This window comes from Cryobacterium inferilacus (assembly GCF_019599185.1).
GTDB lineage: Bacteria > Actinomycetota > Actinomycetes > Actinomycetales > Microbacteriaceae > Cryobacterium > Cryobacterium inferilacus.
In genome coordinates this window covers 61,972-85,875 of sequence record NZ_JAIEUL010000010.1, presented here as the reverse complement: position 1 = coordinate 85,875, position 23,904 = coordinate 61,972, and the positions used below count along the sequence as shown (strand labels likewise).

The following is a 23,904-nucleotide window of genomic DNA, read 5'->3' as shown; positions in this document are numbered from 1 at the left end:
TGTGCCGTGGTTGGTCAGCGTTGCCTCCGCCAAGTAGACCTGACCGATCAAGGTCAGATCGCCCCGGTTCACCACGTCAGCTGCCACGTCATAGTTCTGGTTGGCCGAGGACATGGAGGTCGTGGATCCGGCGGGAAGTGTCAGTGTTCCGCCCGTAATGCGGGACAAACGGTAGGAAGCACCGCTTCGCGCAGACAACGTTTTGCCGCTCGTGGGGACGACTGTGTTCGAGATATACAGAGTTCCTGTTCCGGAGAGCGATCCGGTGCCGAGTTCGAGGGTGCGAACGTATGTGGGGGAGTCGGCGTCGGTATCCGGGTGGATGGTGAATGTGCCGTTGTTGGTGAGTGTGTCGCCGAACGATGCGGAGGTTGTCTCGATGGTTCCCCGGTTGGTCACCGGGACGCCGATGTGCGGGGTGTTGCCCTCGGCTGCGGTCATGATGAGGCGTCCGCTGCTCTCGTTGATGAGGGCGTTTTCGTCTGGCGAGTCGTAGGGGTAAATGTAGGCGTGGCCGGTCAGGGTGAGTGTGCCGTGGTTGGTCAGCGTTGCCTCCGCCAAGTAGACCTGACCGATCAAGGTCAGATCGCCCCGGTTCACCACGTTCACCGAGACATTCCCGGAGAGTTCCCATTCGACTGTGGTGCCGGCTTCGAATGTGCCACTGCCGAGTAGAGAATGCGTCGAAGAGAAGTAGGTGCTGACATTGAGCACCCCGTTGATGGTTACCGCCGCGCCGGCTGTGAGGCCTGCGACCGAGGCGGTTGTGCCGCTCGCCACCGTCACATCGTGGCCGTTCAGGCAAGCCCAGTCGCCCTTTGCTGGCACCCGGTTCTTATCCCAGTTCGCGGGAACATCCCAGCTGTTGCTCGTATCGCTCGTGAACGAGATGGTGCACAGAGGATAGAGCTCGAGCTTCTTGGAGGTGGCAGGCGAGATTTTCCCCACACGGTTTGTGGCGTAGACGGAGACCGTGTACGTCCCCGCTGTCAGCGGACGGTCTTTCCCGAGCTCGGTGATTGACAGCGACGTCTGGTCCGCGTCGAGGGTGTGCGTCCCTGTGGACGGTGTGGTGCGGACGATGTACTGGTAGAGCGCGGCGTCCCCGGTAGCGGTGGGGGCCGCCCACGAGATGTCCAGGCCGAGCGCGCTGCTCTGGGCGCGAACGCTCAGGTTACGCGGCGCAGTGAACAGCGTGCCGACACGGACCGTCGTTGACCCGGAAGCTCCCGTGCCATCGCCGGCGACGATCGTGACGGAGCGCCCCGCGGGCTCAGCAGGGGTGAAGAGGCCGCTCGACGTGACCCTGTCACCGGCGATACCGCCCTTGATCGCCCAGGTCTTCGTCTCGAGAACCCCATCGGATCGTTTCGCGCTGAACTGGATGGACGAACCGACCCCGACTTCCGACTGACTTGGTGTGATGGCGTACTTGGCGGTGGGAGGGGAGGCGATCGTGTAGGCGACAGACTTGGTCTTTGACAGGGTCGTGGCGAGTTCCACGTGCTGGCCGAAGGCTTTGAATACCAAGCCGGCCTTGACGATCAACTCACGAGAGACCGTGAGGAACGGCTTCCCCGCGTCCGGGGCGAAGTCGATGTCCGCTTGCAGGCGTGCTTCGATCACGAGGGAGGGGCCGGTCAACGAGTACAGCGCGGCCATCGGCGAAGCCTTCAACCCGACGTAACCGTTCCCCGTCACCGAGACAGCACCCAACGGGGTCGCTTTCAGTTGTAACGGATGCGAGAGATCCTTGCCCCGGAGTTCGTCTGGCCGGGACGAATCCCACGCGATGGAACCACCGACGGTCGCCGAGGCGCTGACACCGATGGTGACCTCGCCGCCCATCGTGAGGAACAGCGGCAGCCTCGGCTGGACAACCACCGGGACAAGGCCGATGAAGAAGGTCGAGGAGACCCCCTTGATCTCTCCGATCTCCCACTCCTTGTCGCCGGAGACCCCCGCCTCGCCTTCCAAGTTGAACGAGGCTGAGGCGGCCGCTTCGACCGTTGCGTTGCCGCCTGAGACTGCCAGGTCCAAGGAGACCTTGCCCTCGACCGACACCTGCCCCTTGAAGTGGACGGCACCGATATTCCTCTCCAAACCGAAGGCGCTGCGCAGGGTCGCGGACACTCCGGCCGATAGGCCGGGCTCGGCCATCCGCATGGTCTGCACGCCGTCAGACAGCGGCGCCATCCGCGCGGCCGCATCGGGAAGGGTCTCGCCACCCGCCGCGCCACCGTCGGCGGCGGTTGCGTCGAGCTCGGCCGACAGCGACACCGTCTCAAAGACATCCGTGAGCGACGCGTCGCTGGTCGTGAGAATCATCTCCCCGCCACTGATGGCGATGGCCTCGACCTTCCGGAGCAACCCTCCCGGCAGAAGATCGGTCGCCGCAGCGACCAACACATCACCCGCCCGGAGTGCGGTTACCTGATCCGGAGCGGGTTCCGCCCAGGCGATTCCCTCGGCGCTGATACCGGTGATCGCTTGCACCGTCCCCTCATCGAGGACGATGACGCGGTCCTTGACCTCGACGGTGGGGCTCGCGCCCGACGTGCTCGCCGCCGGCGCGCCCACGCCAGCTGCGTTTGTCGCGGTGACGGTGAAGAGGTAGGACGCACTCTCTTCTTCGAAGCTCGTGGCACGCACACCAAGCTCATCGCCACCGGCGCTCAGCGCGTGCTTCTCGGCGCCACTCACCAACACCCACGAGCCGTCCTCGGCCTGCTCGGCGCGCTGCCAGTCGATCGAGTATCCCGTCACCTCGGCACCGCCGTCATCGGCAGGAACGTTCCAGGAGACGTTCAGCGCCCCCTCGCCGTCGGGCACGACAGTGAGTCCCTGTGGCGCGCCGGGGGAGTAAGCGGCGGAAGGCGTGGCGGTTGTCGACGCTGCTGCGGAGGACCCCGCCGGGTTGAGGGCGACTAGCGCGACCGCGTACTCGACGCCGTTGGAGAGGCCACCGAGTGTTGCCGTCCGTTCGGTCGGACCCGCTTCCGCTGTGGTTATGATCGTGCCATCCGGGGCTGAAGCAGTGAGGTTGTAGCCCGTCACAGGCGAGCCCCCGTCGAAGGACGGCTCAGCCCACGTTGCCACCACCTGCCCCTCGCGACCCAGCGCACCGGTGAACACCGGCACACGCGGCGCGAGCACCTCCACCGGCACTGCGAGATCGGACTCATTCGACGTTTCTGACGCGCCCACAACGTTGAGCGCCGACATCGTCACCGTGTAAGCAACCTGCGCGCACAGCCCAGTGATGAAGGCACCCGTCGACTGGCTATCAGCCGTGGCGGTAACCGTGCTCGGTTCGGGACAGGCCTCCGTTGTGCCCTCTGACGCGGGGACTGCGACCAGCTCATAGGAACCGACCTCGGCGGATTCTGCCGGAGGAAGCCAGGAGACCATCACAGCGAGTCCGTCACCGACAACATCGACGATGACCGGCGCGTCCGGGGGCTGAGTCGGCTCGATGGCCTGCACATCGGGAAGGCTCGCGGCCTGCGCCATCCCCGGTGCGGCGACGAGCGACACGGCGATCAGCGCGGCGACAGTGAGTGTCGCCGCCGCGCGACTCAGGAGAGCACCGAATTCGTGAGCGCGCATTCGATCACCGTTCCGCGGCAGAGCCGCTTAGACCAGGGGATGGCGGATCAGGGTTCGCCGCTAAGTCAGAACTTAGTGGTCGTATGCGCCCCGCTGCATGTTTAACACCAAAATAGGCACGTCCGGCGGTGAATATCGCACCTGTACTGTGCTTTCTCTCGCCTGGGCGCGGTTGCGGCGGACCGAATCGGACGCGCGCGCTTCGCGATTCTGAGCTGCCCAGCAGGTCAAGCGCCTACGCTTCCGGTGTCACCGACCGAAGGAGCACCGTGCCTCTCCATTTCGAGCACTCCTCGCAGAACCACGTTCCCGACCCAGATGAGTCGTCCATTCCGGAGCTTGAGGTCGATCAAACTATTGCGCCGCGGCCGGAAGAAGAGATCGCCGACGTTGTGAGGGCGAAACCAGACCTCGAAGATCACAGCGAGCATCGAGCGAGGTAATGGGGGATACGCCGCGCTCACACGGTGACGCCGCGGGGGTGAGCCGTGTCGCAGCTCACACCCGCGGCATCCCTTTAGCCGAAGGGAACTGCGCCGACCAGCACACCGACGAGCAGCATCACCAGCGAGACCACGCAGGCCCGCCAGAGCACCTTCTTGTGGTGGTCGCCGAGGTTCACGTTCGCGAGCGAGACCAGCAGCAGAATGGCCGGCACCAGCGGGCTCTGCAGGTGAACCGGCTGACCGATGATCGAGGCGCGGGCCATCTCCACCGGGTCGATGCCGTAGGTGGCCGCGCTCTCGGCGAGCACGGGGAGGATGCCGAAGTAGAACGCGTCGTTGGACATGAAGAAGGTCATCGGGATGGAGAGCACCCCGGTGATGACCGCCAGGTACTCACCCATCGAGGCCGGCACCACCTGCACCACCCAGTCCGCCATGGCCGTGACCATGCCGGTGCCGTTCAGCACACCCACGAGCACACCGGCGGCGAGCACCATCGAGACGACGCCGACGATGCTGGGGGCGTGCGCGACGATTTCGTCGGCCTGGCTGCGGAGCTTGGGAAAGTTGATCATCAGCGCCACCGCGGTGCCCACCATGAAGATGTAGGCGAGCGGCATGATGTCCAGCACGAGCAGCACCATCACGGCCACGGTCAGCGCGAAGTTCACCCAGATCAGCTTGGGCCGGAGGGTCGGCCGGTCCGCGCTGAGCATGGTGTCGGCCATCGCGGTGTCGCGTTCGTCTTCGAGCACCAGCTGCTCGGCGAGTGTCGTGCGACTGGCCGGCATCCGCTGGCCCGGACGCACCGTGAGGATGCCGGTGGTGTCGAGGGTTGCGGCCGCTCCGGGCCGCACGTCCGTGCCGCGCACGAGGCGGTTGCCGCCGAAAATCTTGCGGCCGAAGCTCGGTGACGCCGACGATGCATCCGCCTGCGCAGCGGGGGAGTACTCGAGCGAGCCGATGCGCTTACGCTCGCTCAGCCCCAGGAACCAGGCGAACGCCAGCGCGACGACGAGGCCCGTCGCCAGCGACGGCAGCATCGGCACGAAGATGTCGGTGGGCGACACGCCCAGCGCCGACGCGGCCCGCACCGTGGGGCCGCCCCACGGCACGATGTTGAGGGTGCCGTTCATCAGGCCGGCCACGCAGGTGAGCACCACCGGGCTCATGCCCAGACGCAGGTAGATCGGCAGCATCGCCGAGGTCGTGATGATGAAGGTCGTGGACCCGTCGCCGTCCAGCGACACCGCGCCGGCCAGGATCGCCGTGCCCAGAACGACTTTGGCCGGGTCATTGCCGAGAAAGCGGGTGATGAACCGGATGAGGGGATCGAAGAGCCCGACATCGATCATGATGCCGAAGAACATGATCGCGAACATCAGCAGCGCCGCCGTCGGGGCGAGATCGCCGATCGACTCGATGATCATGTCGCCGAGGCCCAGGCCTGCGCCGGCGAAGAGGCCGAAGATGGTGGGAACGAGGATGAGGGCGACCATCGGCGTGAGCCGCCTGGTCATGATGAGCACCATGAAGGTGAGGATCATGGTGAATCCGAGAATGACGAGCACAGAGACTCCCTTGTCTAGTGGCGATGAGTGTGAAGCCTAGACAGGCCGCACGCGCCGCAGCCGGTATCTCGCTTTGCCGCACGTATTGCGCATATCGTTAGTTGTGCGCATTGTGCTCGATGCGCCGCAAGGAGGCGAAATGCGGTTCTCAACGCAAATGCTGCTGCTGCAGCTGGCCTGCGTGACCGTTGTCGTCGCGATCTGCACCGGCGTGTTCGTGGGGATCGGTGTGCAACAGCTGCGCGCTGAGGCCGAGACCTCCGCGCTGTCGATCGCCCGCACCGTCGCCGCCGACTCCGATGTGCGCGCCGGTGTTGCCCGAGCGTCTGCGGAGGTGGGAACACCGTCGAACGCGAGCCTCCGCGGCGGTCCGCTCTCCGTTCTCGCGGCGGGGGCGGAGGCCAATACCGGCGCGCTGTTCATCGTGATCACCGACGATCACGGCATCCGCCTCGCCCACCCCGATCCAACGATGCTCGGCGAGGTGGTCAGCACCGAGTTCGCGGAGGCTCTGGCCGGGCGCGAGACGGTGTCGTGGGAATCGGGCACCCTCGGCGAATCGGCCCGCGCGAAAGTTCCCGTGCGTGACCCCGACTCGGATGTGCCGGTGGGGGAGGTGAGCGTCGGTTTCGCGCCCAGCAGTGTGTTCCACGAGCTTCCCCTCCTGCTCGGGGGCGTCGCGTTGGCCGCCTCCGTTGCCCTCGCGCTGGGCGCCGTGGTGTCGTTGATCAGCCGCCGCCGCCTCGAACACCTCACCCTGGGCCTGCAGCCCGAAGAGCTGTCTGCGCTGGTGCAGAACCAGGCGGCGGTGCTCAACGGTGTGGGGGATGGGGTGCTCGCCTACGGGCCGGACGGTGTCGTGACCGTGGCCAATACGACGGCCGCTCGGCTGCTCGGCATTCCTGACCTGGTCGGCCGCCGCATCCGCGACCTCGCCCTGCCCGTGCCGGTGATCGCGGCCCTGGTCGGTGCCCCGAAACCACCCTCCACGGGTGGGCGAGCAGCGGATGCGGCCGATCCGGTCGTGCTCGCCGAGCACGTGGTCTACATCGACACCCACCCGGTGTCGCGGGCGAATCGGCACCTGGGCGTGATCGCGGTGATCCGCGACCGCACCGACATCGTGACCCTCACCGATCGCCTGGAAACCGTGGCGTCGATGACCGATGCTCTGCGGGTGCAACGGCACGAGTTCGCCAACCGCCTGCACGTGACGGCCGGTCTGATGGACGCCGGCCGCATGCCCGACGCCCGGGACTACCTCGACGAGGTGCTGGAGGCGGCACGCACTCCCGGCGGTCCGTTCGCCGGGGAGCACCTGACCGAGCCGTTCCTGGTGTCGTTGGTGCAGGCCAAGGCCGCGCAGGCCGGGGAGCGCGGCGTGCAACTGACGGTGGGCGCGGACTCGTTGGTGCGCGGAGTCGTCGCGGCGCCCGCCGATGTGGCCACGGTGCTCGCCAACCTCGTCGACAACGCGGTGAGCGCGGCCGTGTACGGTGCAGAGCCCCGCTGGGTGGACGTGGAGCTGCTTGACGACGGCGACACCCTCGTTCTCACCGTGTCCGACTCCGGGCCGGGCGTGTCCGACGAGACACAGGTGTTCAGCGACGCGCCGCGTCTGGACGTGGACCCGGACGCGGTGCACGGTCGGGGCATCGGACTGCCGCTCGTGCGTGAGATTGCGGCGCGGCTCGGCGGTGAGGTGTGGCTGGCCGATGTGGGCGGCCCGGGCGGAAGCGGCGCCGTGTTCTGCGCCCGTCTGCCCGGGGTCATGCGGGCGCCGGCGTATCCAACTCAAGGAGAAGAACGATGACCGACACCATTTCCGTGCTCGTCGTCGACGACGACTTCCGCGTCGGCGGCCTGCATCGCGACATCGTGGATGCGTGCCCCGGCTTCACCGCCCTCGAGCCGGTTCGGGGAGTGCGCGCCGCGCGTGCGGCCGTGCGCGATCTGCGGCCCGACCTCGTCATCTGCGACGTCTACCTCCCCGACGGCGACGGGATCGCGTTCGTCGCCGAGATCGAGGTGGACGCGTTCATGATCAGCGCGGCATCGGATGGCGCCACCGTGCGCCGGGCCCTGCGCGCCGGCGCTCTGGACTACCTCATCAAACCGTTCGAACCCGCGCGGCTGAGCGAGCGGCTAGAGGCCTACCGCCGGTTCCGCACCCTGGCCGCCGAAGACCGCCAGCTCGACCAGGAGGCCATCGACAAGGCCCAGCGGGTGCTGCACGGCCGGGAGGGGCCTGTCGCCTCCGGGTCGCGGTCCACCACCGAGAAACTGCTCATCGACCTGCTCCAGGACGGTGAGACCTCGGCGAGTCTGATCGCCGACCGGGCGGGTCTGTCCCGCGCCACGGCGCAGCGGCACCTCGCCGCCCTGGCCACCCGCGGTGACGTCGACGTGACCCTGCGCTACGGCTCGACCGGTCGGCCCGAGCACCGGTACAGCGTGCGGCGCTGATGCCTCGAAAGACTTGTTGCGACCGCGTTGAGCCCATCGCCCGACGCGACTCTGTCGCTGGTCGAGCTTGTCGAGACCCCGCGAGCCGGCCTACGCAGTCGCCATGCCCCGCTCGTTTGCGGCCTTCGCACAGTCGTTCGCGCCCGCGACTGTGCGAAGTCCGCGAACGAACGAGAAACCGACGGGTTGGGCGTGGCCCGCAGGCAGCTCACCTGGTCTCGACACGCTCGACCAACGAGACCGGTAGGCAGTCAACCCCTCAAAGACCCCGCCGGGTGACCTCAACCGAGCGGTTGGAGCGGGCGAAGGATTGGCGAAAACGGCCTGCCAACCGCACCAAGCCCTGGTGCCTGAGCTCGATCCACACTGCGCGAGCGGACGCGACCACCATGCCGCGCTCGTCGAGGAGCGCGCTGGCGGTCTGGGTCGATCGACCGTGGTTCTCGATCGTCCACCCGACCACGACGAGACGTTCACCGACCAGCACGTCGCGGTTCCGGTGTGCTGCCAGCGTGCCAAGGAGCCCGATCCGGCCGTCGAGCAGGGACGTCGCGGGGTAGCTGGGGCAGTCCAGAGCACCCCAGACGGCGGCGGGATGCACGACGCCGTCGGTGGCATCCCGCTCGAGCGGCAGGAACGGGGCAACGAGCACGTCGCTGCGGGTGGCCAGCGGCCCCGGCGTGACATGCAGGCCGTCCGTCCGCTTGGGCCCGCAGACCACGCAGTTCGACAACAGGTGGCGGAAGCCGTGGAGCGGACTTGACGCACGCGCCGCCTCCGCGTCGTCGAACCCGGGCGTGACCGGCGGGCTCATTGTGAACGGGTCGACCTGTCGCACCTCGGCGACGAGTTGGTGGCGCGGGTCGACCACCTGGGCGACGAGCCCGTCGACATCCGCTTCTACCTCCAGTGGCGTCTCGAGGGGTACCGGCCGGATGAGCCGCACGCTCGCTGTGCCGCCCAGAGCCTGCGCGATCGTGCCGCAGGCGAATCCGCCGTTGGCGCTGCGGGGCGGGCCGTTGAGGCGGGCGTCGATCTGAAGTGTTCTGGTTGATGTTTTCATGCCACTAGGAAACAGCGGGAGGCCTGCCGTCCTCATCGCCGGATCGGGCCAACTCGGCATGGCCGGATCGGGCCATGCCAGCGTCGCGACGGGCCCCAGATCAGGTCAGGCGGGTGGTGAGGCGCCGATGCTTGACAACCTGCGTGCGCTTTTTAGACTCCGGATATGACGGCGGACGAGCAGGTCGTGCGGCACACGCAGATGGGTGACCGCAGCGTGGCCTGGTGTGCCGTGGGGTCGGGTTCCCCGCTCGTGGTCGGGGGCTGGTGGGCCAGCCACTTGGCGTTGAACTGGCAGGATCCGGCGTTTCGGAGATTCGTGCGGGGCCTCGCTCGCCGGCACGCCGTCATCCGCTACGACCGCCCCGGCACCGGTCTGTCTGATCGGGACGGGTCTCCTCCGGTGAGCCTCGACGAGGAGTTGGCGACCCTGGCCGGGTTTTTGGAGCGGATCGAGTATCCGCGCGTGGCACTGATGGGCGCTTCGTCGGGATCCGCGGTGGCGTCGGCCTACGCCGCCCAGCATCCCGAGCGCGTGAACCGACTGGTGCTCTACGGCAGTTATGCGCGCGGTGCGGACATCGCCTCGCCGGCCGCACGGGAGTTGCTGGTGTCAATCGTCGAAAAACAATGGGGGCTCGGCGCACGCGTGCTGGCCGACGTTTTCCTCCCGAACGCGACAGGCGGAGAACGGGCGGACTTCGCCGAGTTCCAGCGGCGGTCCGCCTCACGGGAGACAGCAGCGAAGGCGCTGCGCGCGGTGTATGAAATGGACTCGGCTGCGTACCTCGCCCGGGTGCGCGTGCCGACCCTGGTGCTGCATCGGCGAGACGACCGGGCTATCCCGTTCGCCCTCGGCCGCGAGGTGGCCGACACCGTGCCCGGCGCAACCTTCGTGGCGCTGGACGGCGACGACCACTTCCCGTGGGTGGGCGACAGCCTCGCCGTGGTCGATGCGGTCGAACGCTTCCTCGACGGCCTGCCGCCGCGCGCGCCGGCCGAGCAGCACAACGCGGCTGCTCTCACGGCGCGGGAACGCGAGGTGCTGACGCTCGTGGCCCAAGGCCTGACCGACGCTCAAATCGCCGACCGGCTCTACCTCAGCGCCCACACTGTGCACCGGCACGTCGCCAACGCGCGCACCAAGCTCGGCGTCCCCTCGCGCGCCGCCGCGGCGGCCTGGGTGCTGACCCACCCGCACTGATTCCGTCGGCGGGCGTCGTCCAGTCGCGTCGCGAGTGGGCGATCCGTCTTAGCCGGCGGCCACTGGGCCTGCGATCATCGGCCTAGCATCCTGGTTTGCCTGAAGGAGGGCGGTGATCGCCGCACTGCAGCACGAGGGTAGGGCAGGGTGGTCAAGACTTGATCAGAGGATCAGGCCCACGTCGCGCTGAGCGGCACGATCAGGTCGGGCCTGCCCGCTTGGACGGCGGCGATCGCTTCCCCGAAACGACGCCAAGCGGTAGCCGACCGTCCGCTGGTCGAGCCGTTGGCAATCATCGTGCTCGTCGTTCTCTGCAGTCCGACCAGCCATTCCCGCTGGCGCTCGATCACGTCGCTGTCATGAGCGACGGCGACGAGAGAGGCGAGCACCTCGGGGAGGAGGTGATGAATGTCTTCACCCTGCTGAGCGAGTGTGATCATCATGTTCAGCGAGCGGATGAGGATTCGCTCGGCTTCGTCAGCCCACCTGCCTGGATCCAGATGAGGGTGCGTCGTGATCGCCTCTTCGAGGCGGGCCACGAAAACTGGGTGCAGCTCCAGCGGCGCATGTGGCGGTCGTTGTACCCAACGAGCCTCGCTGACATCGCACTCCAACGTTTGATAATCGTCGAAGTACACCCTGTGCTCCAGCACACCCCGTCCCGTTGCCAAGGTGACTCGAGCGAGGTGATTGCCTGCCCCGTTCTTCTGCTGATACGCAGGAGACACGCCGGCTGGCGTTTGCACGAGGACTTCCCTGGCATTCGGGGACACCGTCGGGTGCCAGAAGTAGGGGTATTCGGGGATGGCGGGCACATCCAGGTTGATCGCCGGGAACGACTGCATGTACTCGTTGCCGGCGAGACTGAAGACGCGCGGTGTGCCGGTTCCATCCGCATGTTCTATGGTGAGCAGGCTTGATCCGTCCAGGGGCCACCAGTCGGCGTTCGCGACGTCGAGAGTCACCCATCGCCCGGTCGACGCGTGCACCAAGACGGAGTCGCGGCTTCTCGAAACGAGAAGCCATTCTCCGTCGTTGCTGAAGCGAATCGGTTCGTTTCCCGCGAGGCCTTCGATCACCGTGACAACTCGGCGGTTTTCACCCTGGTCGTAGATCGTGATCGCGCCCGTGGACGATCCGAGGTGCTCGAGGCAGGCGATCGAGCCGGACGGCCCGTGGAGGTCAACGGAGATCACATTTATTGTGGCGTCAACGGGCATCATCGTGCCCGAGGCCACGGTGCCGATGTAGAGCGTTTGCGGGGGCCACAACAAGCCATCGGTGTGACCATCATCGGGGAATGACGACATATTGCGTCCGTCGATCGCTCCGAGATCATAGGCAGGGGGAAGACCCCACACTTCGTGGGTGAGGTGCCCGGCCGCGACGATCCGACCGGATTCGACGTCGATCTTGGCCGAACGCAGGGTGAGCCAGCTCGGCGATAGCGTGACGTCACCGGATGCCCGCCAGGCGTATTCAAAGCCGGCGCCACGTCGTTCGCGCAGTCTGGCCGCGAGCCGGTTGAGAGTCGAGAACCGCGACCCTTCACCCGATCCGGATTCGCGCACTCGTTCAGTCATCGTGTATTCGATGGCCCTGGCCGGCCAGTCGAAAGTTCGCGCGACGACGCTGCCCGACCCCGGGTGATCAAAATGTTGCCAGACAGTCAAAGCTCCCGAGGTCGCGGGCAGCTCGGGCGCCTGGGCGGACGTCACCGCTGCGAGCACCGCAGTCAGGTCATCGACGAAGGTTTGGGCCAGATCGGCCAGGTCCGTCGCGTCGGTGCCCGCCGGCAACACCCGGGTAACGACGGTCATGTCTTCCCACTGCTCGAGGGTGTACTGGGTTCCTTCGAGCAGTCGCTCGATGGTGCGAATACTGCTGTCGGGCAAGCTCGCCATGTTCACCAGCAGCTTGGGTTGTCCATCGAGCAGGGCGACATGCACTGAGACTGCGTCCCCGTCATGGTCGGTGAACTCGCGCCGGTAGAGGTCGACCGTGAGGCGCTCCCACGACCGCACGGTACGGCGCACTTGGGCGGGAAGGGTGATGTATCCACCGGTTGGCGCCAGTGAGCTGAATTCGTGGACCTCCCAAATCGGCACGACGTCGCCGCCCTCGATAACGGCTTTCAGTCGGGGTTTGGTCGTTCCGGAAAAGACAAATCCCGATGCAAACGGTGAGCGGCAGGCCTCAAAGGGTTGGGTGATGGCCTTGAAGAGCAGAGCGCTATCGGACTCGGGGGATCCAAAAACCAAGACTGCAGAGCCACCCGGTCCCTCGGTCGCGACCCAGATCGTAGCCGGATCGTCGTTGAGGGCGAAGAAACCGCGACCGAGGTGACGTGACCTCCCGAGGGTTGGAGAAGCCCGGAGTGCCTCTCGCAGGAGTCCATCGACAGTTCCGGGGCAACTCAGCGTGAACGTGAGACCCGCACCCTTGAGCAGACCGAACACCAGCTGTCTCGGATCGTCGGCATTGAGGTCCGGGTCAACGAGCGGCTGGTCTGGCGCCGCTGCGTCGCTCGACACGGCTGCTGGTTCCTGGGACGCGCTGTTCCTACTGAAGATGCCCATCACATGCTCCTCGCTGGCGGCTCGCGTTCGTTGTCGTTGGCTTTCGCCTTGCAAGCATCGTGCCGTCGGTAATAGGAGGCACTTCACAAGGTCCGGACCAGGGTGCACATGGGGGTTCAGGAGCACAGCCTATGTGGGCTCAGCGGCTTCTCACAAGCGCTCTGTGCGCCCAAAACGAGGGGGGATGCCACGCCCTGGATACGGGGGGAACTGGGGCTGGCGCTCGTTGGGACGCTAGGTGATACTGAACAGAAATCCCGACTGGCCTGAAGTTTTTCCCAGCCTCCACCTCGGCCGGTCGGCACTCCAGATCAAATCAACGTGCGGGGAGAGATTAATGGCGTTCACCTACAAGGCAAGTGCGAGTTCTTCGGGCAACCAGAACATCAGGAGAGTCTGCTCGAACAGCAGGTGCGGCGGCGCCTTCTTCATTGCCTATGGTGCCGACAACTACCGTTGTCCGCACTGCGACTATGACCAGTGACAACCAGTGAAGTTGTCGGCCTAGCCGGCGGCGCGGTCGCGGATCGGGTCGAGTTGCGCCTCCGCGGCCCACATGGCGGCGTCGGCGATGTCCCGGCCCGCCATGCCGAGCTCCCGGCGCATGGTGACCCAGGTCGCCGCGGAATCCAGGTGGCACAGCGCGGCCACGAGGAGACGCCGCTCATGCTCGGCCAGGGCGGGAACCTCCCCGCGCACCATCGTGTCGAACCGGTCCCGGCGTGGCGCCGGCTCCGCGCCGTTCACACCGCGTAACGCGGTCTCCGCCACGACGTGCGCGAGTTCCGGGCGCCGGTCGTAGGCTTCCATCGCCTCGCGGATCGCGAGCGGCACGTCGAAGATCGACTCTGACTCCTGCCGGGTGAAGATCGTCCGCTCGATCCACGCCGAGGTCGCCAGGAGCAGATCGACGCGCGCGGGGTAGTAGCGAAAGATGGTGCGCTCGCCGACGCCGGCCCGCACCGCGATGAGCCGGAACGAGACGTCGTCGGTGCCGACTTCCTCGATCAGCTCGGAGTACGCCGTGAGGATCGCCGTTTGGGTCGACGACAGCTCCGGAGCCAGGTCGGCCTCCGGCACTACGCCGCCCAACTCGTTTTTCTCGCCGGGGCGAGGATCGGGAGCATGGCGCGGTCGAACGCCTCGAGGGTTTCGTCGGCACTCATATCGAAGCCGGTGCGCATCCGTGCCCAGAACATGGGCGACGCGAAGTACCGCGCGGCCGCGGCGATACGCTGCCGGTCGCGGCCGTTCAGGGTGGGCGCCGCGTCGTCGAGCATGGCGAAGATGGCGCTGGTGATCGGCACCGCCGGCGCTTGGGTGGTGGGCGAGAGAGCTGCACCGCGAGCCGCGACGAAGGCGCAGCCGGGCGCGGTCTCGTAGGCCCGGAACCGGGCGCGAACCGCCTCACGGAACTCCTCCGGAGTGCGGAACTGGGGGAGCGGGAACTGCTCGGCCTCGATCCAGCTCGCCAGCGCCTCGAGCAGGTGCGAGCGGGTGGGGAAGCGGCGGTAGATGGTGCGCTCGGACACCGCGGTGGCCTCGGCGAGATCGAGGTACGAGATGTCCTCGAAGGTGTGCTCCCGCAGGAGCGCGACCGCGCTCCCGAGGATCGCGGCCTCGGTGTCGACCGGCTTGTCCATCACGCCTCCTTCTTCGCCCGGCAACATAGTGCTAGGCGGGTTCCGGCGGAAGCAGATATCGGCCGGAGGTGTCGAGCGTCAGCGCAAGCGACGAGATGAACTGAATCTCCCCGTGCGGCCCCCGCTCAGCAGACACCATCATATCCGGTCGTTCGAACATGTAGCCAGTGACGTGGCAGCGCAGTCGCTCCCCGGAGGGGTTTCCGTCCCGGTCCAGGATCGGCGTCGGGATGCCGTCGCCGCGCCTGCGGAGGTAGTACTTGCCTCGAGTGATGATGGCCATGAGCGGTGTGACGACCACGGCCACGCCGATCGCGATGAGCACGGAGAAGGGTTGCATCGCCGGGCCGAAGAAGCCGGCGAAGCAGGTCAGCGAGAGCAGGGAGGACAGCCCGACGGAGGTGAGCCCGACCGGGTTCCAGTTGTGCAGCATCCCGCGCCGGAACTCGGGGAACATGGGCGAGAGCTTCAGCAGGTACTTGTTGATCGCGATGTCGGCTGAGATGGTGACGAGCCAGGCCATCACCACGTTCGCGTAGAGGCTGAGCACGAACGAGATGAGGCTGAACACGTCCATCAGCATGAGCGTGAGGGCGATGGCCAGGTTGAAGGCCACGAAGATCGCACGGCCGGGGTAGCGCTTGCGTACCCGGGTGTAGACGTTCGACCAGGCGAGCGACCCCGAGTAGGCATTGGTGACGTTGATCTTCACCTGAGCGATCACGATCAGGATCAGCGCCAGGCCCAGGGCTATCCAGTCCGGGAGCAGCGATTGGTACATGCCGAGGAACTGTTTCACCGGCTCCACGGCCCGGTCCCCGATGCCGGGGTCGACCTTCATCACCAGGTAGACGGCGAGGAACACCCCGATGACCTGCTTGGTGCCGCTGAAGAGCACCCACCCCGGTCCGCTCAAGACGAACGCCGCCCACCACGACTTGTAGTTCACCGCGGTGCGCGGGGGCATGACCCGGATGTAGTCGATCTGCTCCGCGAGCTGGGGAGTGAGGGCGAAGCACACCGCCGCGCTCGCGACGATCCGGCTGAAGCTCACCGCGCCATCCGACTCGCCGGCGAAGCCGAGGAAATCGGTGACGGCGTCGGGCTGGGTGAACACGATCCAGATCAGCGGCACCAGCGCGAGCGCGAGCCACAGCGGGGTCGTCCAGAAGTGCAGTCGCTCCAGCGCCCGCATCCCGAACACCACGATGGGGATGACCACCACTGTCGATACGAGGTATCCCACGGGCAGCGGCAGGCCGACAACGGCCTCGAGCCCCTGGGCCATGATCGCGCCCTCGAGCGCGAAGAAGATGCAGGTGAATCCGCCGAAGATGACTGTGGTGATGATCGAGCCGTAATAGCCGAAGCCGGAGCCGCGCGCGATCAGGTCGAGATCGAGGTTGTACCTCGCGGCGTAGAACGCCACCGGCACCCCGACCACGAAGATGATCACCGAGGCCAGCAGGATGCCCAGCACCGCGTTCGCGGTGCCGTGCTGGAGGCCGACGCTCGCCCCGATGGAGAAATCGGCGAGAAACGCGATCGAGCCCAGCGCGGTGCCGCCGATCGACAGCGCGCTCCAGCGGCGGAAGGAACGCGGGACGTAGCGGAAGGCGTAGTCCTCGAGACTGTCCTCGGCGGCGGCCCGCGCGTCATCGGCTCGAGCCACCTTCGTCACCCCCAGCGCATCCGCAATGTCCATTTTCGTCGAGGGAGTGTTTCGCGCGCGTTGCCACGAGGATTCAATCTGGGTCAGATCACCATCGCGGCGCGCACGTCAGTCATCGCCGCCGCACCGCCGTCCCCGGCCTGCGTCACCCGTCCGGAGGCGAGCACCACGTACTTCTCGGCCGCCGCCAGGGCAAAACCGATGTGCTGCTCGACCAGCAGAACGCTGAGTCCGCCCTCGGCCAGCCCGATGATCGTCTCCTCGATCTCGGCCACGATGGTGGGCTGGATACCCTCGGTGGGTTCGTCCAGGATCAGCAGTTTCGGTTCGGTGATCAGCGCCCGGGCGATGGCCAGCTGCTGCCGTTGGCCGCCGGAGAGCAGCCCGGCCTTGCGGGTGGCGAACTGCGCGAGGGCCGGAAAACGCTCGAGCATCTCGGCGATCTTCGCCTTGCCGCCCCGCCGGCCGTCGGCGATGAGCTGGAGGTTCTCCATCGTGGTCAACTGCCCGAACGATTGCTGCCCCTGCGCCACATAGGCCATGCCGCGTTGAACGCGCCGGTTCGGTGCCAAATGGGTGACGTCCTCGCCGTCGAAGAGCACCTGCCCGCTCGTCGGGCGGATCAGGCCGATCGTGGTGCGCAGCAGCGTGGACTTGCCGGCCCCGTTGTGACCGAGCACGGCGACAAGCTTGGTGGAACCGGGAATGGACACCCCCTGCAGCACACTGGTTCGGCCGTAGCCGGCGTCGATGTTGATGATTTCGAGCATCAGTCGTCCTCCCTGCCGATGGTCATAACGGATGGCGCCGCGGCCGTGCCGAGGTACACCTCCTGCACGCGGGGATCCGACTGCACCTCGGCGACCGAGCCCTCGCTGAGCACCTTGCCCTGGTGCAGCACGGTGACCCTGGACGCGAATCGGCGCATGAAGTCCATGTCGTGCTCAACGACGAGGACTGTGCGGGTGGCGGCGACCCGGCCGAGCAGTTCGCCGGTGGCGGTGCGCTCGTCCAGGCTCATGCCGGCGACGGGCTCATCGAGCAGCAGCACCTTCGCGTCCTGCACCAGCAGCATCGCGATCTCCAGCCACTGCTTCTGACCGTGCGAGAGGATGCCCGCCGGCGTCGCGAGTTCCCGGCTGAGTCCGGTCTCCTCCAGTGCGCGGTGGATCGCCGGATCGACGCCGCGTCGGGCCCGCAGCAGCGAAAGCGAGGAGCGGTGCAGTCCGGCGGCGATGTCGAGGTTCTGCAGCACCGTGAGCTCGTCGAACACGCTCGCGGTCTGGAAGGTGCGGCCGACTCCGAGCCGGACGATCTTGTGGGCGGGCTTGCCCAGAAGTTCCTGGCCGCCGAGCCTGGCCGATCCCGAGCCTTTGGACAAGCCCGTGATGGCATCGATGCAGGTGGTCTTGCCGGCGCCGTTCGGGCCGATGAGGAATCTCACCTCGCCGGGGTGAGCGTCGAAGGAGACGCCGCCGACGGCGACGAAGCCGTCGAACTCGACGCGCAGATCTGTGACGACGAGCGAACCGTCGGTGACTGTCATTTCTTCACCTCTGTGAATTCGGGTGCAGTGAACTCGGGTGCGGGGGTGGTGGCGGTGGGCGTTGCCCGCGGGCGCCAGACCAGGCCGGTGACCTTGCCGACCAGCGATGACAGCCCCATCGGGAGGAAGAGGGTCACCAGGATGAAGAGCAGACCGAGGATGTAGATCCATCCGCTGGGCCAGCTGGAACCGAGGCTGGATTGCCCCCATCCGATGGCCATGGCCCCCAGTGCCGGCCCGAACAGCGACGCCCGCCCACCCAGCGCCACTCCGGCGATCATCAGGATCGAGGCGGAGGCGCCGATCTCCTGCGGGGTGATGATGCCCACGATCGGCACGAACATGGCTCCGGCGATGCTGGCCATCACGGCGGCGACCACGAAGGCCACCAGTTTGATGTTGGCGGGGTCGTAGCCGAGAAAGCGAACGCGTTCTTCGGCGTCACGCGTGGCGATCAGCAGTTCGCCGAATCGGCTGCGCCCCAGCTGCCACACCACCAGCAGGCACACGACGAGCAGGGCGGCCGCGATCAGGTAGACCATCAGCTTGTTGCCGTCGTCGCTGAGGACGAAGCCGAAGAAGTACTTGAAGTCGCTCAGCCCGGTGTCGCCGCCGGTCTCCCGGATGGTCGAGCTGATCAGCACGGCCAGTGCCACCGCCAGCGCCTGGGTGAGGATGGCGAAGTAGGCTCCTTTGACCCGGCTCTTGAAGAGTGCGTAGCCGAGGATCGAGGCCACGATCACGGGGAGGAGCAGGATGGCCAGCAGGGTGAAGAGGTCGCTGCGGAACGGTTCCCAGAATGCCGGCAGCGGTGCGAGCGGGTCGTACAGGATCATGAAGATCGGCAGGCTGTCGGGCCCAGCGGATTCCAGCGTGAGGTGCATCGCCATGGAATAGGCGCCGAGTCCGAAGAAGACCCCCTGACCCATGACCAGCATGCCGCCCCGACCCCAGGCCAGGCCGATGCCGACCGCGGCAATCGCCCAGCAGCAGTACTTGCCGAGGTTGTTGATCCAGTGCATGGAGAGCACCGACGGGGCGACGGCCAGCAGAACGAGGGCCAACACCCCGATGCCGATGAGGGGAAGCCATGGTTTGAGATTTTTCATGTGAGCCCCCTGGTGCGAACGGTGAACAGGCCCTGCGGGCGAAACTGCAGGAAAACAACCACGAGCACGAAAGCGAGCACCTGCGCGAGGCTTCCGGTGGTCCAATCGGCGAAGTACGCCATCGCCACGCCCACGACCCAGGCGGCGATGATGGTGCCCTTGATCTGGCCGATGCCGCCGGCGACGACCACGAGGAAGGCCGGGATGATGTACTGCGTACCCATCTGAGAATTCGTGCCGCCGATGAGGGAGGCGGCCACGCCGGCGACCCCGGCCAAGCCGGACCCGACGAAGAAGGTGATGCGGTCGATGCTGCGGGTGGGCACACCGCTGGTCTCGGCGAGATCCCGGTTCTGCACGGTGGCACGGATGCGGCGACCGAACGACGAGTACTTGAGCCAGCCGGCCAGTGCGGCCACGCAGAGGGCGGCGAGCACGAGGGTGAACACCTGGCGGAGAGGCCAGTCATAACCGAGGACCGCGAGCTGGCCGTCGAGCCAACCGGGCTTTTCCACCGGCACACCCTGGGCGGGGAAGATCTGCAGGGCGGCCTGCTGCAGAATCAGACTCACCCCGACCGTGACGAGGAGGGTGTCCAACGGTCGTCGGTACATCCACTGGATGATGCTGACCTCGACCAGCAGGCCGAGGAGACCCGCGCCCAGAAAAGCGAGCGGCAGCGCCACCGGAATCGAGAGGTCACTGGACGAAATGACCTGCTGGGTCAGGTAGGCGATGAAGGCGCCGGCCATGAGGAATTCGCCGTGCGCCATGTTGATCACCCCCATCTGACCGAAGGTGAGTGAGAGGCCCAGTGCTGCCAACAGCAGCAGTGCGCCCTGCGCGGTGCCGTTCAGCAGCGGCGGTATGAGTCCATCCACGGATGGTCCCTCTCTGTGAGGTTGGGAGTGTCGAAGAAGCGGGTGTGTGCGCGGGGTTCCGGGCCGTTTCCGGCCGGAACCCCGCGCACGGTGGGGAGGACTAGCCCGCGGAGGTCACGAGCGCGTCGCGGACGTCGGCCGGGAACCAGTCGTATTCCTCGAGGTACGGGTCGGGCTCGATCACGCCGTCGGAGGACCAGACGATGTCGAACTGGTTCTCGGCGTTGATCTTGCCGATGTGCCCCGGCTTGGAGATGTGGTGGTTCTCGCCGTCCAGCGTGACGGTGCCTTCCGGTGCGTCGAAGGTGACGCCACCTTCGGCAGCGGCGGCGTTCACGTCGTCGACCTCGAACGAGCCGGCCTTCTCGACCAGTGCCTTGTAGAGGTACATCGAGATGTACGCGGCCTCCATCGGGTCGCTGGTCACGCCGCTGCTGCCGGGGTAGGCCTTCCAGGCGTCAATGAACGTGGCGTTGTCCGGGGTGTCCAGCGACTGGAAGTAGTTCCAGGACGCGTAGTTGCCCGTGACCTCGTGGCCCATGGCCGGTGCCTCTTCTTCGGCGATCGACACCGAGATGATCGGGGTCGTCTCCGGGGTGAGCCCGGCGTCGTAGTACGCCTTGATGAAGCCGACGTTGGAGGAGCCGTTGATGGTGTTGAAGACGAAGTCCGGCTTCGCTTCGGCGATCTTCGCCACCTGGGTGGTCCAGTCATCCTTGTCGAGCGGCACATACTCCTCGCCGACGATCTCGATGCCGAGCTCGGCCGCGTAGAGCTTGATGATGGCGTTGGCGGTGCGCGGGAACACGTAGTCCGATCCGGCCAGGAACAGCGTCTTCACCCCCTCGGAGGCGAGGAAGTCCATCGCCGGGAGGATCTGCTGGTTGGTGGTGGCACCGGTGTAGTAGATGTTCGGCGATGCCTCGAGGCCCTCGTACTGCACCGGGTAGAAGAACAGACCGTTGTTCTCCTCGACGACAGGCTTGACGGCCTTGCGGGACGACGAGGTCCAGCCGCCGAAGATCGCGGCGACGCAGTCCTGGGTGAGCAGCTTCTCGGTCTTCTCCGCGAAGGTCGGCCAGTCGGTGGCACCGTCTTCCTGAACGTACTCGATCTGCTTGCCCAGGATGCCCCCGTCGGCGTTGATCTCGTCCGCAGCCATGTGCAGCACGTTGGAGACCGTCTTCTCGGAGATCGCCATGCCGCCGGTGAGCGAGTTGAGGAAGCCGAGCTTGATGGTGTCGCCCGTGGTGTCGATGCAGCTGGCGGCGGCCGGCGCAGTGGTCTCCACGGTGTCCCCTGCACGGGCACCGCAACCGGAGAGGATGAGCGCCGTGGTCGCGGCAAGCGCGCCCGTGGCGAGGAGCGTCTTGACGCGCCCCCTGCTGGTGATGAGCATGTAGAACTCCATTCGATGGATGTGATGTGGCGCGGGTGCAAGGACGGGATCAATCGGTGACCCGACCCAGTTCTGCGATGTAGCAGAACACTGACGAATGCTGTGTCTGAGTTCACGATGGGGGCGTGGCATTGCACTGCCATTTCCGAAACGTGTCGTGTTTGTAAACTGTCGCGGCGCCCCGCGAGCAAGATCCGCGGAAACTAGCGGTTTTTCAGGGTGGAGAGGGAATTCGATGATGCAGACCGGCTTGGCCATGCTGTGCGCGTGACCGGAATATGACAGACTCCTGACATCGATTCGGCGGTGTGCGCAGCGCCGTCGATGTCAGAGAACCGGCAGCATATGGAGAGGGGGCAGCGTGCATCTCACGCCTGCGGACAATGAGAAGTTGCTGCTGGCCGTGGCCGGCATGGTGGCCCGGGACCGGCTCGACCGCGGCGTCAAGCTCAACTACCCGGAAACAGTCGCTCTTCTCAGCACCTGGGTGATCGAGCGCGCCCGTGACGGCCGCGCGGTCGCCGACCTGATGGTGGAGGGCAGAAGCGTCCTCGGCCGCGAGCAGGTGATGGAGGGCGTCGCCGAAATGCTCTCCGACGTGCAGGTGGAAGCCACCTTTCCCGACGGGCGGAAGCTCGTCACCATCCACGACCCGATTATCTAGGGAGCGACCATGGCAGGCCATAACTCGTCCGGCCCGGGCGCAATCCGGGTGCGTCCCGGCACCATCGTGCTCAACGCCGACCGCACCGCCGACCAGCGGCTCACCCTCGTGTTCCTGAACACCGGGGACCGCCCGATCCAGATCGGCTCGCACCTGCACCTGCCGGATGCCAACGCCGCCCTGGAGTTCGACCGCGAGGCCGCGCACGGCTTCAGGCTCGACATCCCCTCCGGAACTTCTCAGCGGTTTGAGCCCGGGGCCTCCCGCGAGCTCGATGCTGTTGCCTTCCTCGGCGACCGCCGGGTGCCCGGCCTGCAACTGCGCAACCGGGGAAAGGAGGCACTCGATGGTTGAGATCAGCCGCGAACGCTACGCCGCCATCTATGGCCCCACCGCCGGCGACCAGGTGCGCCTGGGCGACACCGACCTGTGGATCGAGATCGAGCAGGATCTCACCGTGGGCGGCGAGGAGGCCGTCTTCGGCGGCGGTAAGTCCATTCGTGAGTCGATGGCGCAGGGGATGACCAGCCGTGCCGAGGGAGCGCTGGACACCGTGATCACCAACGCTATCGTGCTCGACTGGTGGGGCATCGTGCGGGCGGATGTCGGCATCCGTGGCGGCCGCATCGTGGCGCTCGGTCGTGCCGGAAACTCGGACATCGCCGCCGGGGTGCACCCTCACCTGGCTATCGGACCCTCCACCGATGTCATCTCGGGTGAGGGCAAGATCCTCACCGCCGGTGCCATCGACTCGCACGTGCACCTGATCTCGCCGTCGCAGATCCACGAGGCGCTCGCGACCGGCATCACCACCATCGTGGGCGGCGGCACCGGCCCGTCCGAGGGGTCGAAGGCCACCACGGTCACGCCCGGCGCCTGGCACCTCGAGACCATGCATCGTTCGTTGGATGCGTTGCCGGTCAATTTTCTGCTGTTGGGCAAGGGCAACACAGTTTCGGCGGAGGCCTTCCGTGAGCAGGCGCTCGCCGGGGCCGCCGGCTTCAAGGTGCACGAGGACTGGGGTTCCACGCCGGCCGCGATCGACGCCTCCTTGCGGGCGGCGGAGGAGTACGGCCTGCAGGTCGCGCTGCACTCCGATTCGCTGAACGAGTCCGGCTTCGTCGAATCCACCGTCGGCGCGATCAACGGCCGCTCCATCCACGCGTTCCACGTGGAGGGCGCCGGCGGCGGCCACGCCCCTGACATCCTCAGCATCGCGTCGCTGCCGCACATCATCCCCGGCTCGACCAACCCGACCCTGCCGCACACTGTCAACACCGTCGCCGAGCACCTCGACATGCTGATGGTCTGCCACCACCTCAACCCGTCGGTGCCGGAGGACCTCGCGTTCGCGGAGTCCCGCATCCGGGCCACCACCATCGCCGCCGAAGACATCCTGCACGACATGGGCGCGCTGTCCGTGGTCTCCTCCGACTCCCAGGCGATGGGCCGCATCGGCGAGGTGATCACCCGCACCTGGCAGGTCGCGCACGTGATGAAGGCCCGCCGCGGAGCCCTCTCCGCCGCGCTGCCCGCCGACAACGAGCGCGCCCGGCGCTACGTGGCGAAGTACACCATCAACCCCGCTATCGCGCACGGTATCGACGCGGAGGTCGGCTCGGTCGAGGCGGGCAAGCTCGCCGACCTGGTGCTCTGGGAACCCAAGTTCTTCGGCATCCGCCCGTCGGTCATCATCAAGGGCGGCGGCCTGGTCTGGGGCGCTTTGGGCGACCCGAACGCGTCGATTCCCACTCCGCAGCCCGTGTTGATGCGCCCGTCGTTCACCCAGTCGATCGGGGCCGACCTGTCGGTGTCGTTCGTGTCGCCGGCGGCGCTGGCGGACGGCCTCGTGGAGCGACTCGGGCTCCGCCGTCGGCTGGCCGCCGTGGCCCCCACCCGTGACGTCGGTAAGGCTGAGATGAAGAACAACGACGTGCTGCCGCGCATCGACATCCGCCCGGATACCTTTGCCATCTCCATCGACGGCGACCACGTGGTCCCCGCCCCGGTCGAGCGTCTGCCGTTGGCGCAGCTGTACACGATGTTCTAGGAG

The 23,904-nt window shown here is 66.7% G+C and carries 18 protein-coding genes; 6 read left to right on the top strand and 12 right to left on the bottom strand.

Annotation, left to right across the window (positions count from 1 at the left end; translation table 11 throughout):
• Window positions 1–3,609: fibronectin type III domain-containing protein (locus K2F54_RS10660; protein WP_220605849.1), on the bottom strand; the 3,609-nt coding region annotated here is incomplete at its 3' end.
• Between the two features lie 517 nt (window positions 3,610–4,126).
• On the bottom strand, window positions 4,127–5,602 hold the full coding sequence (locus tag K2F54_RS10650) for a CitMHS family transporter (RefSeq protein WP_220605904.1): 1,476 nt from the start codon (window positions 5,600–5,602) through the stop codon (window positions 4,127–4,129).
• 163 nt (window positions 5,603–5,765) lie between these two features.
• On the opposite strand from K2F54_RS10650, the gene K2F54_RS10645 reads away from it, so the two are divergent.
• Together K2F54_RS10645 and K2F54_RS10640 are read left to right on the top strand one after the other, a co-directional pair.
• Window positions 5,766–7,439 (top strand): sensor histidine kinase, encoded by a 1,674-nt coding sequence (locus tag K2F54_RS10645; protein ID WP_255576986.1) that lies wholly within the window; start codon window positions 5,766–5,768, stop codon window positions 7,437–7,439.
• Window positions 7,436–8,092 (top strand): response regulator, encoded by a 657-nt coding sequence (locus K2F54_RS10640; protein WP_220605847.1) that lies wholly within the window; start codon window positions 7,436–7,438, stop codon window positions 8,090–8,092. Before K2F54_RS10645 ends, K2F54_RS10640 begins: the two co-directional genes overlap by 4 nt.
• 259 nt (window positions 8,093–8,351) lie before the next feature.
• Here the strand turns inward: K2F54_RS10640 and K2F54_RS10635 are convergent, their stop codons facing one another.
• Window positions 8,352–9,155, bottom strand: coding sequence for a hypothetical protein (locus tag K2F54_RS10635; protein WP_220605846.1), 804 nt, complete (start codon window positions 9,153–9,155; stop codon window positions 8,352–8,354).
• Between the two features lie 165 nt (window positions 9,156–9,320).
• On the opposite strand from K2F54_RS10635, the gene K2F54_RS19160 reads away from it, so the two are divergent.
• A complete protein-coding gene (locus K2F54_RS19160; RefSeq protein ID WP_255576985.1) occupies window positions 9,321–10,358 on the top strand; it encodes an alpha/beta fold hydrolase in 1,038 nt (345 codons plus the stop codon).
• Window positions 10,359–10,528: 170 nt separating this feature from the next.
• Here the strand turns inward: K2F54_RS19160 and K2F54_RS10625 are convergent, their stop codons facing one another.
• From K2F54_RS10625 to urtA, 9 genes are all read right to left on the bottom strand, one after another.
• On the bottom strand, window positions 10,529–12,937 hold the full coding sequence (locus K2F54_RS10625) for a hypothetical protein (protein WP_220605845.1): 2,409 nt from the start codon (window positions 12,935–12,937) through the stop codon (window positions 10,529–10,531).
• Window positions 12,938–13,441: 504 nt separating this feature from the next.
• Window positions 13,442–14,029, bottom strand: a complete 588-nt coding sequence (locus K2F54_RS10620) for a TetR/AcrR family transcriptional regulator (protein ID WP_220605844.1) — start codon at window positions 14,027–14,029, stop codon at window positions 13,442–13,444.
• Window positions 14,017–14,580 carry a TetR/AcrR family transcriptional regulator gene (locus tag K2F54_RS10615; protein WP_220605843.1) on the bottom strand — a complete coding sequence of 188 codons (564 nt, stop codon included), beginning with the start codon at window positions 14,578–14,580 and terminating at the stop codon, window positions 14,017–14,019. The genes K2F54_RS10620 and K2F54_RS10615 overlap by 13 nt, the downstream gene beginning before the upstream one ends.
• Window positions 14,581–14,611: 31 nt before the next feature.
• Complete coding sequence (locus tag K2F54_RS10610) at window positions 14,612–16,285, bottom strand: purine-cytosine permease family protein (protein ID WP_220605842.1); 1,674 nt, start codon at window positions 16,283–16,285, stop codon at window positions 14,612–14,614.
• 50 nt (window positions 16,286–16,335) lie between these two features.
• Window positions 16,336–17,022 carry an ATP-binding cassette domain-containing protein gene (locus K2F54_RS10605; protein WP_220605841.1) on the bottom strand — a complete coding sequence of 229 codons (687 nt, stop codon included), beginning with the start codon at window positions 17,020–17,022 and terminating at the stop codon, window positions 16,336–16,338.
• Window positions 17,022–17,798 carry an urea ABC transporter ATP-binding protein UrtD gene (urtD, locus tag K2F54_RS10600; RefSeq protein ID WP_220605840.1) on the bottom strand — a complete coding sequence of 259 codons (777 nt, stop codon included), beginning with the start codon at window positions 17,796–17,798 and terminating at the stop codon, window positions 17,022–17,024. Before urtD ends, K2F54_RS10605 begins: the two co-directional genes overlap by 1 nt.
• Window positions 17,795–18,907: an urea ABC transporter permease subunit UrtC gene (urtC, locus tag K2F54_RS10595; RefSeq protein ID WP_220605839.1), complete on the bottom strand. Its 1,113-nt coding sequence runs from the start codon at window positions 18,905–18,907 to the stop codon at window positions 17,795–17,797. Before urtC ends, urtD begins: the two co-directional genes overlap by 4 nt.
• A complete protein-coding gene (urtB, locus tag K2F54_RS10590) occupies window positions 18,904–19,788 on the bottom strand; it encodes an urea ABC transporter permease subunit UrtB (protein WP_220605838.1) in 885 nt (294 codons plus the stop codon). Before urtB ends, urtC begins: the two co-directional genes overlap by 4 nt.
• A gap of 100 nt (window positions 19,789–19,888) precedes the next feature.
• Window positions 19,889–21,187, bottom strand: a complete 1,299-nt coding sequence (urtA, locus tag K2F54_RS10585; RefSeq protein ID WP_220605837.1) for an urea ABC transporter substrate-binding protein — start codon at window positions 21,185–21,187, stop codon at window positions 19,889–19,891.
• A gap of 361 nt (window positions 21,188–21,548) precedes the next feature.
• Here urtA and K2F54_RS10580 point away from each other — a divergent pair, with 361 nt between their 5' ends.
• Genes K2F54_RS10580 through K2F54_RS10570 form a run of 3 tightly spaced genes read left to right on the top strand, consistent with a single transcriptional unit; the run spans window position 21,549 to window position 23,901 of the window.
• On the top strand, window positions 21,549–21,851 hold the full coding sequence (locus tag K2F54_RS10580; RefSeq protein WP_220605836.1) for an urease subunit gamma: 303 nt from the start codon (window positions 21,549–21,551) through the stop codon (window positions 21,849–21,851).
• A 9-nt stretch (window positions 21,852–21,860) separates the two neighbouring features.
• On the top strand, window positions 21,861–22,205 hold the full coding sequence (gene ureB / locus K2F54_RS10575) for an urease subunit beta (RefSeq protein WP_220605835.1): 345 nt from the start codon (window positions 21,861–21,863) through the stop codon (window positions 22,203–22,205).
• Window positions 22,198–23,901: an urease subunit alpha gene (locus tag K2F54_RS10570; RefSeq protein WP_220605834.1), complete on the top strand. Its 1,704-nt coding sequence runs from the start codon at window positions 22,198–22,200 to the stop codon at window positions 23,899–23,901. Before ureB ends, K2F54_RS10570 begins: the two co-directional genes overlap by 8 nt.
• The last annotated feature ends 3 nt before the right edge of the window (window positions 23,902–23,904 follow it).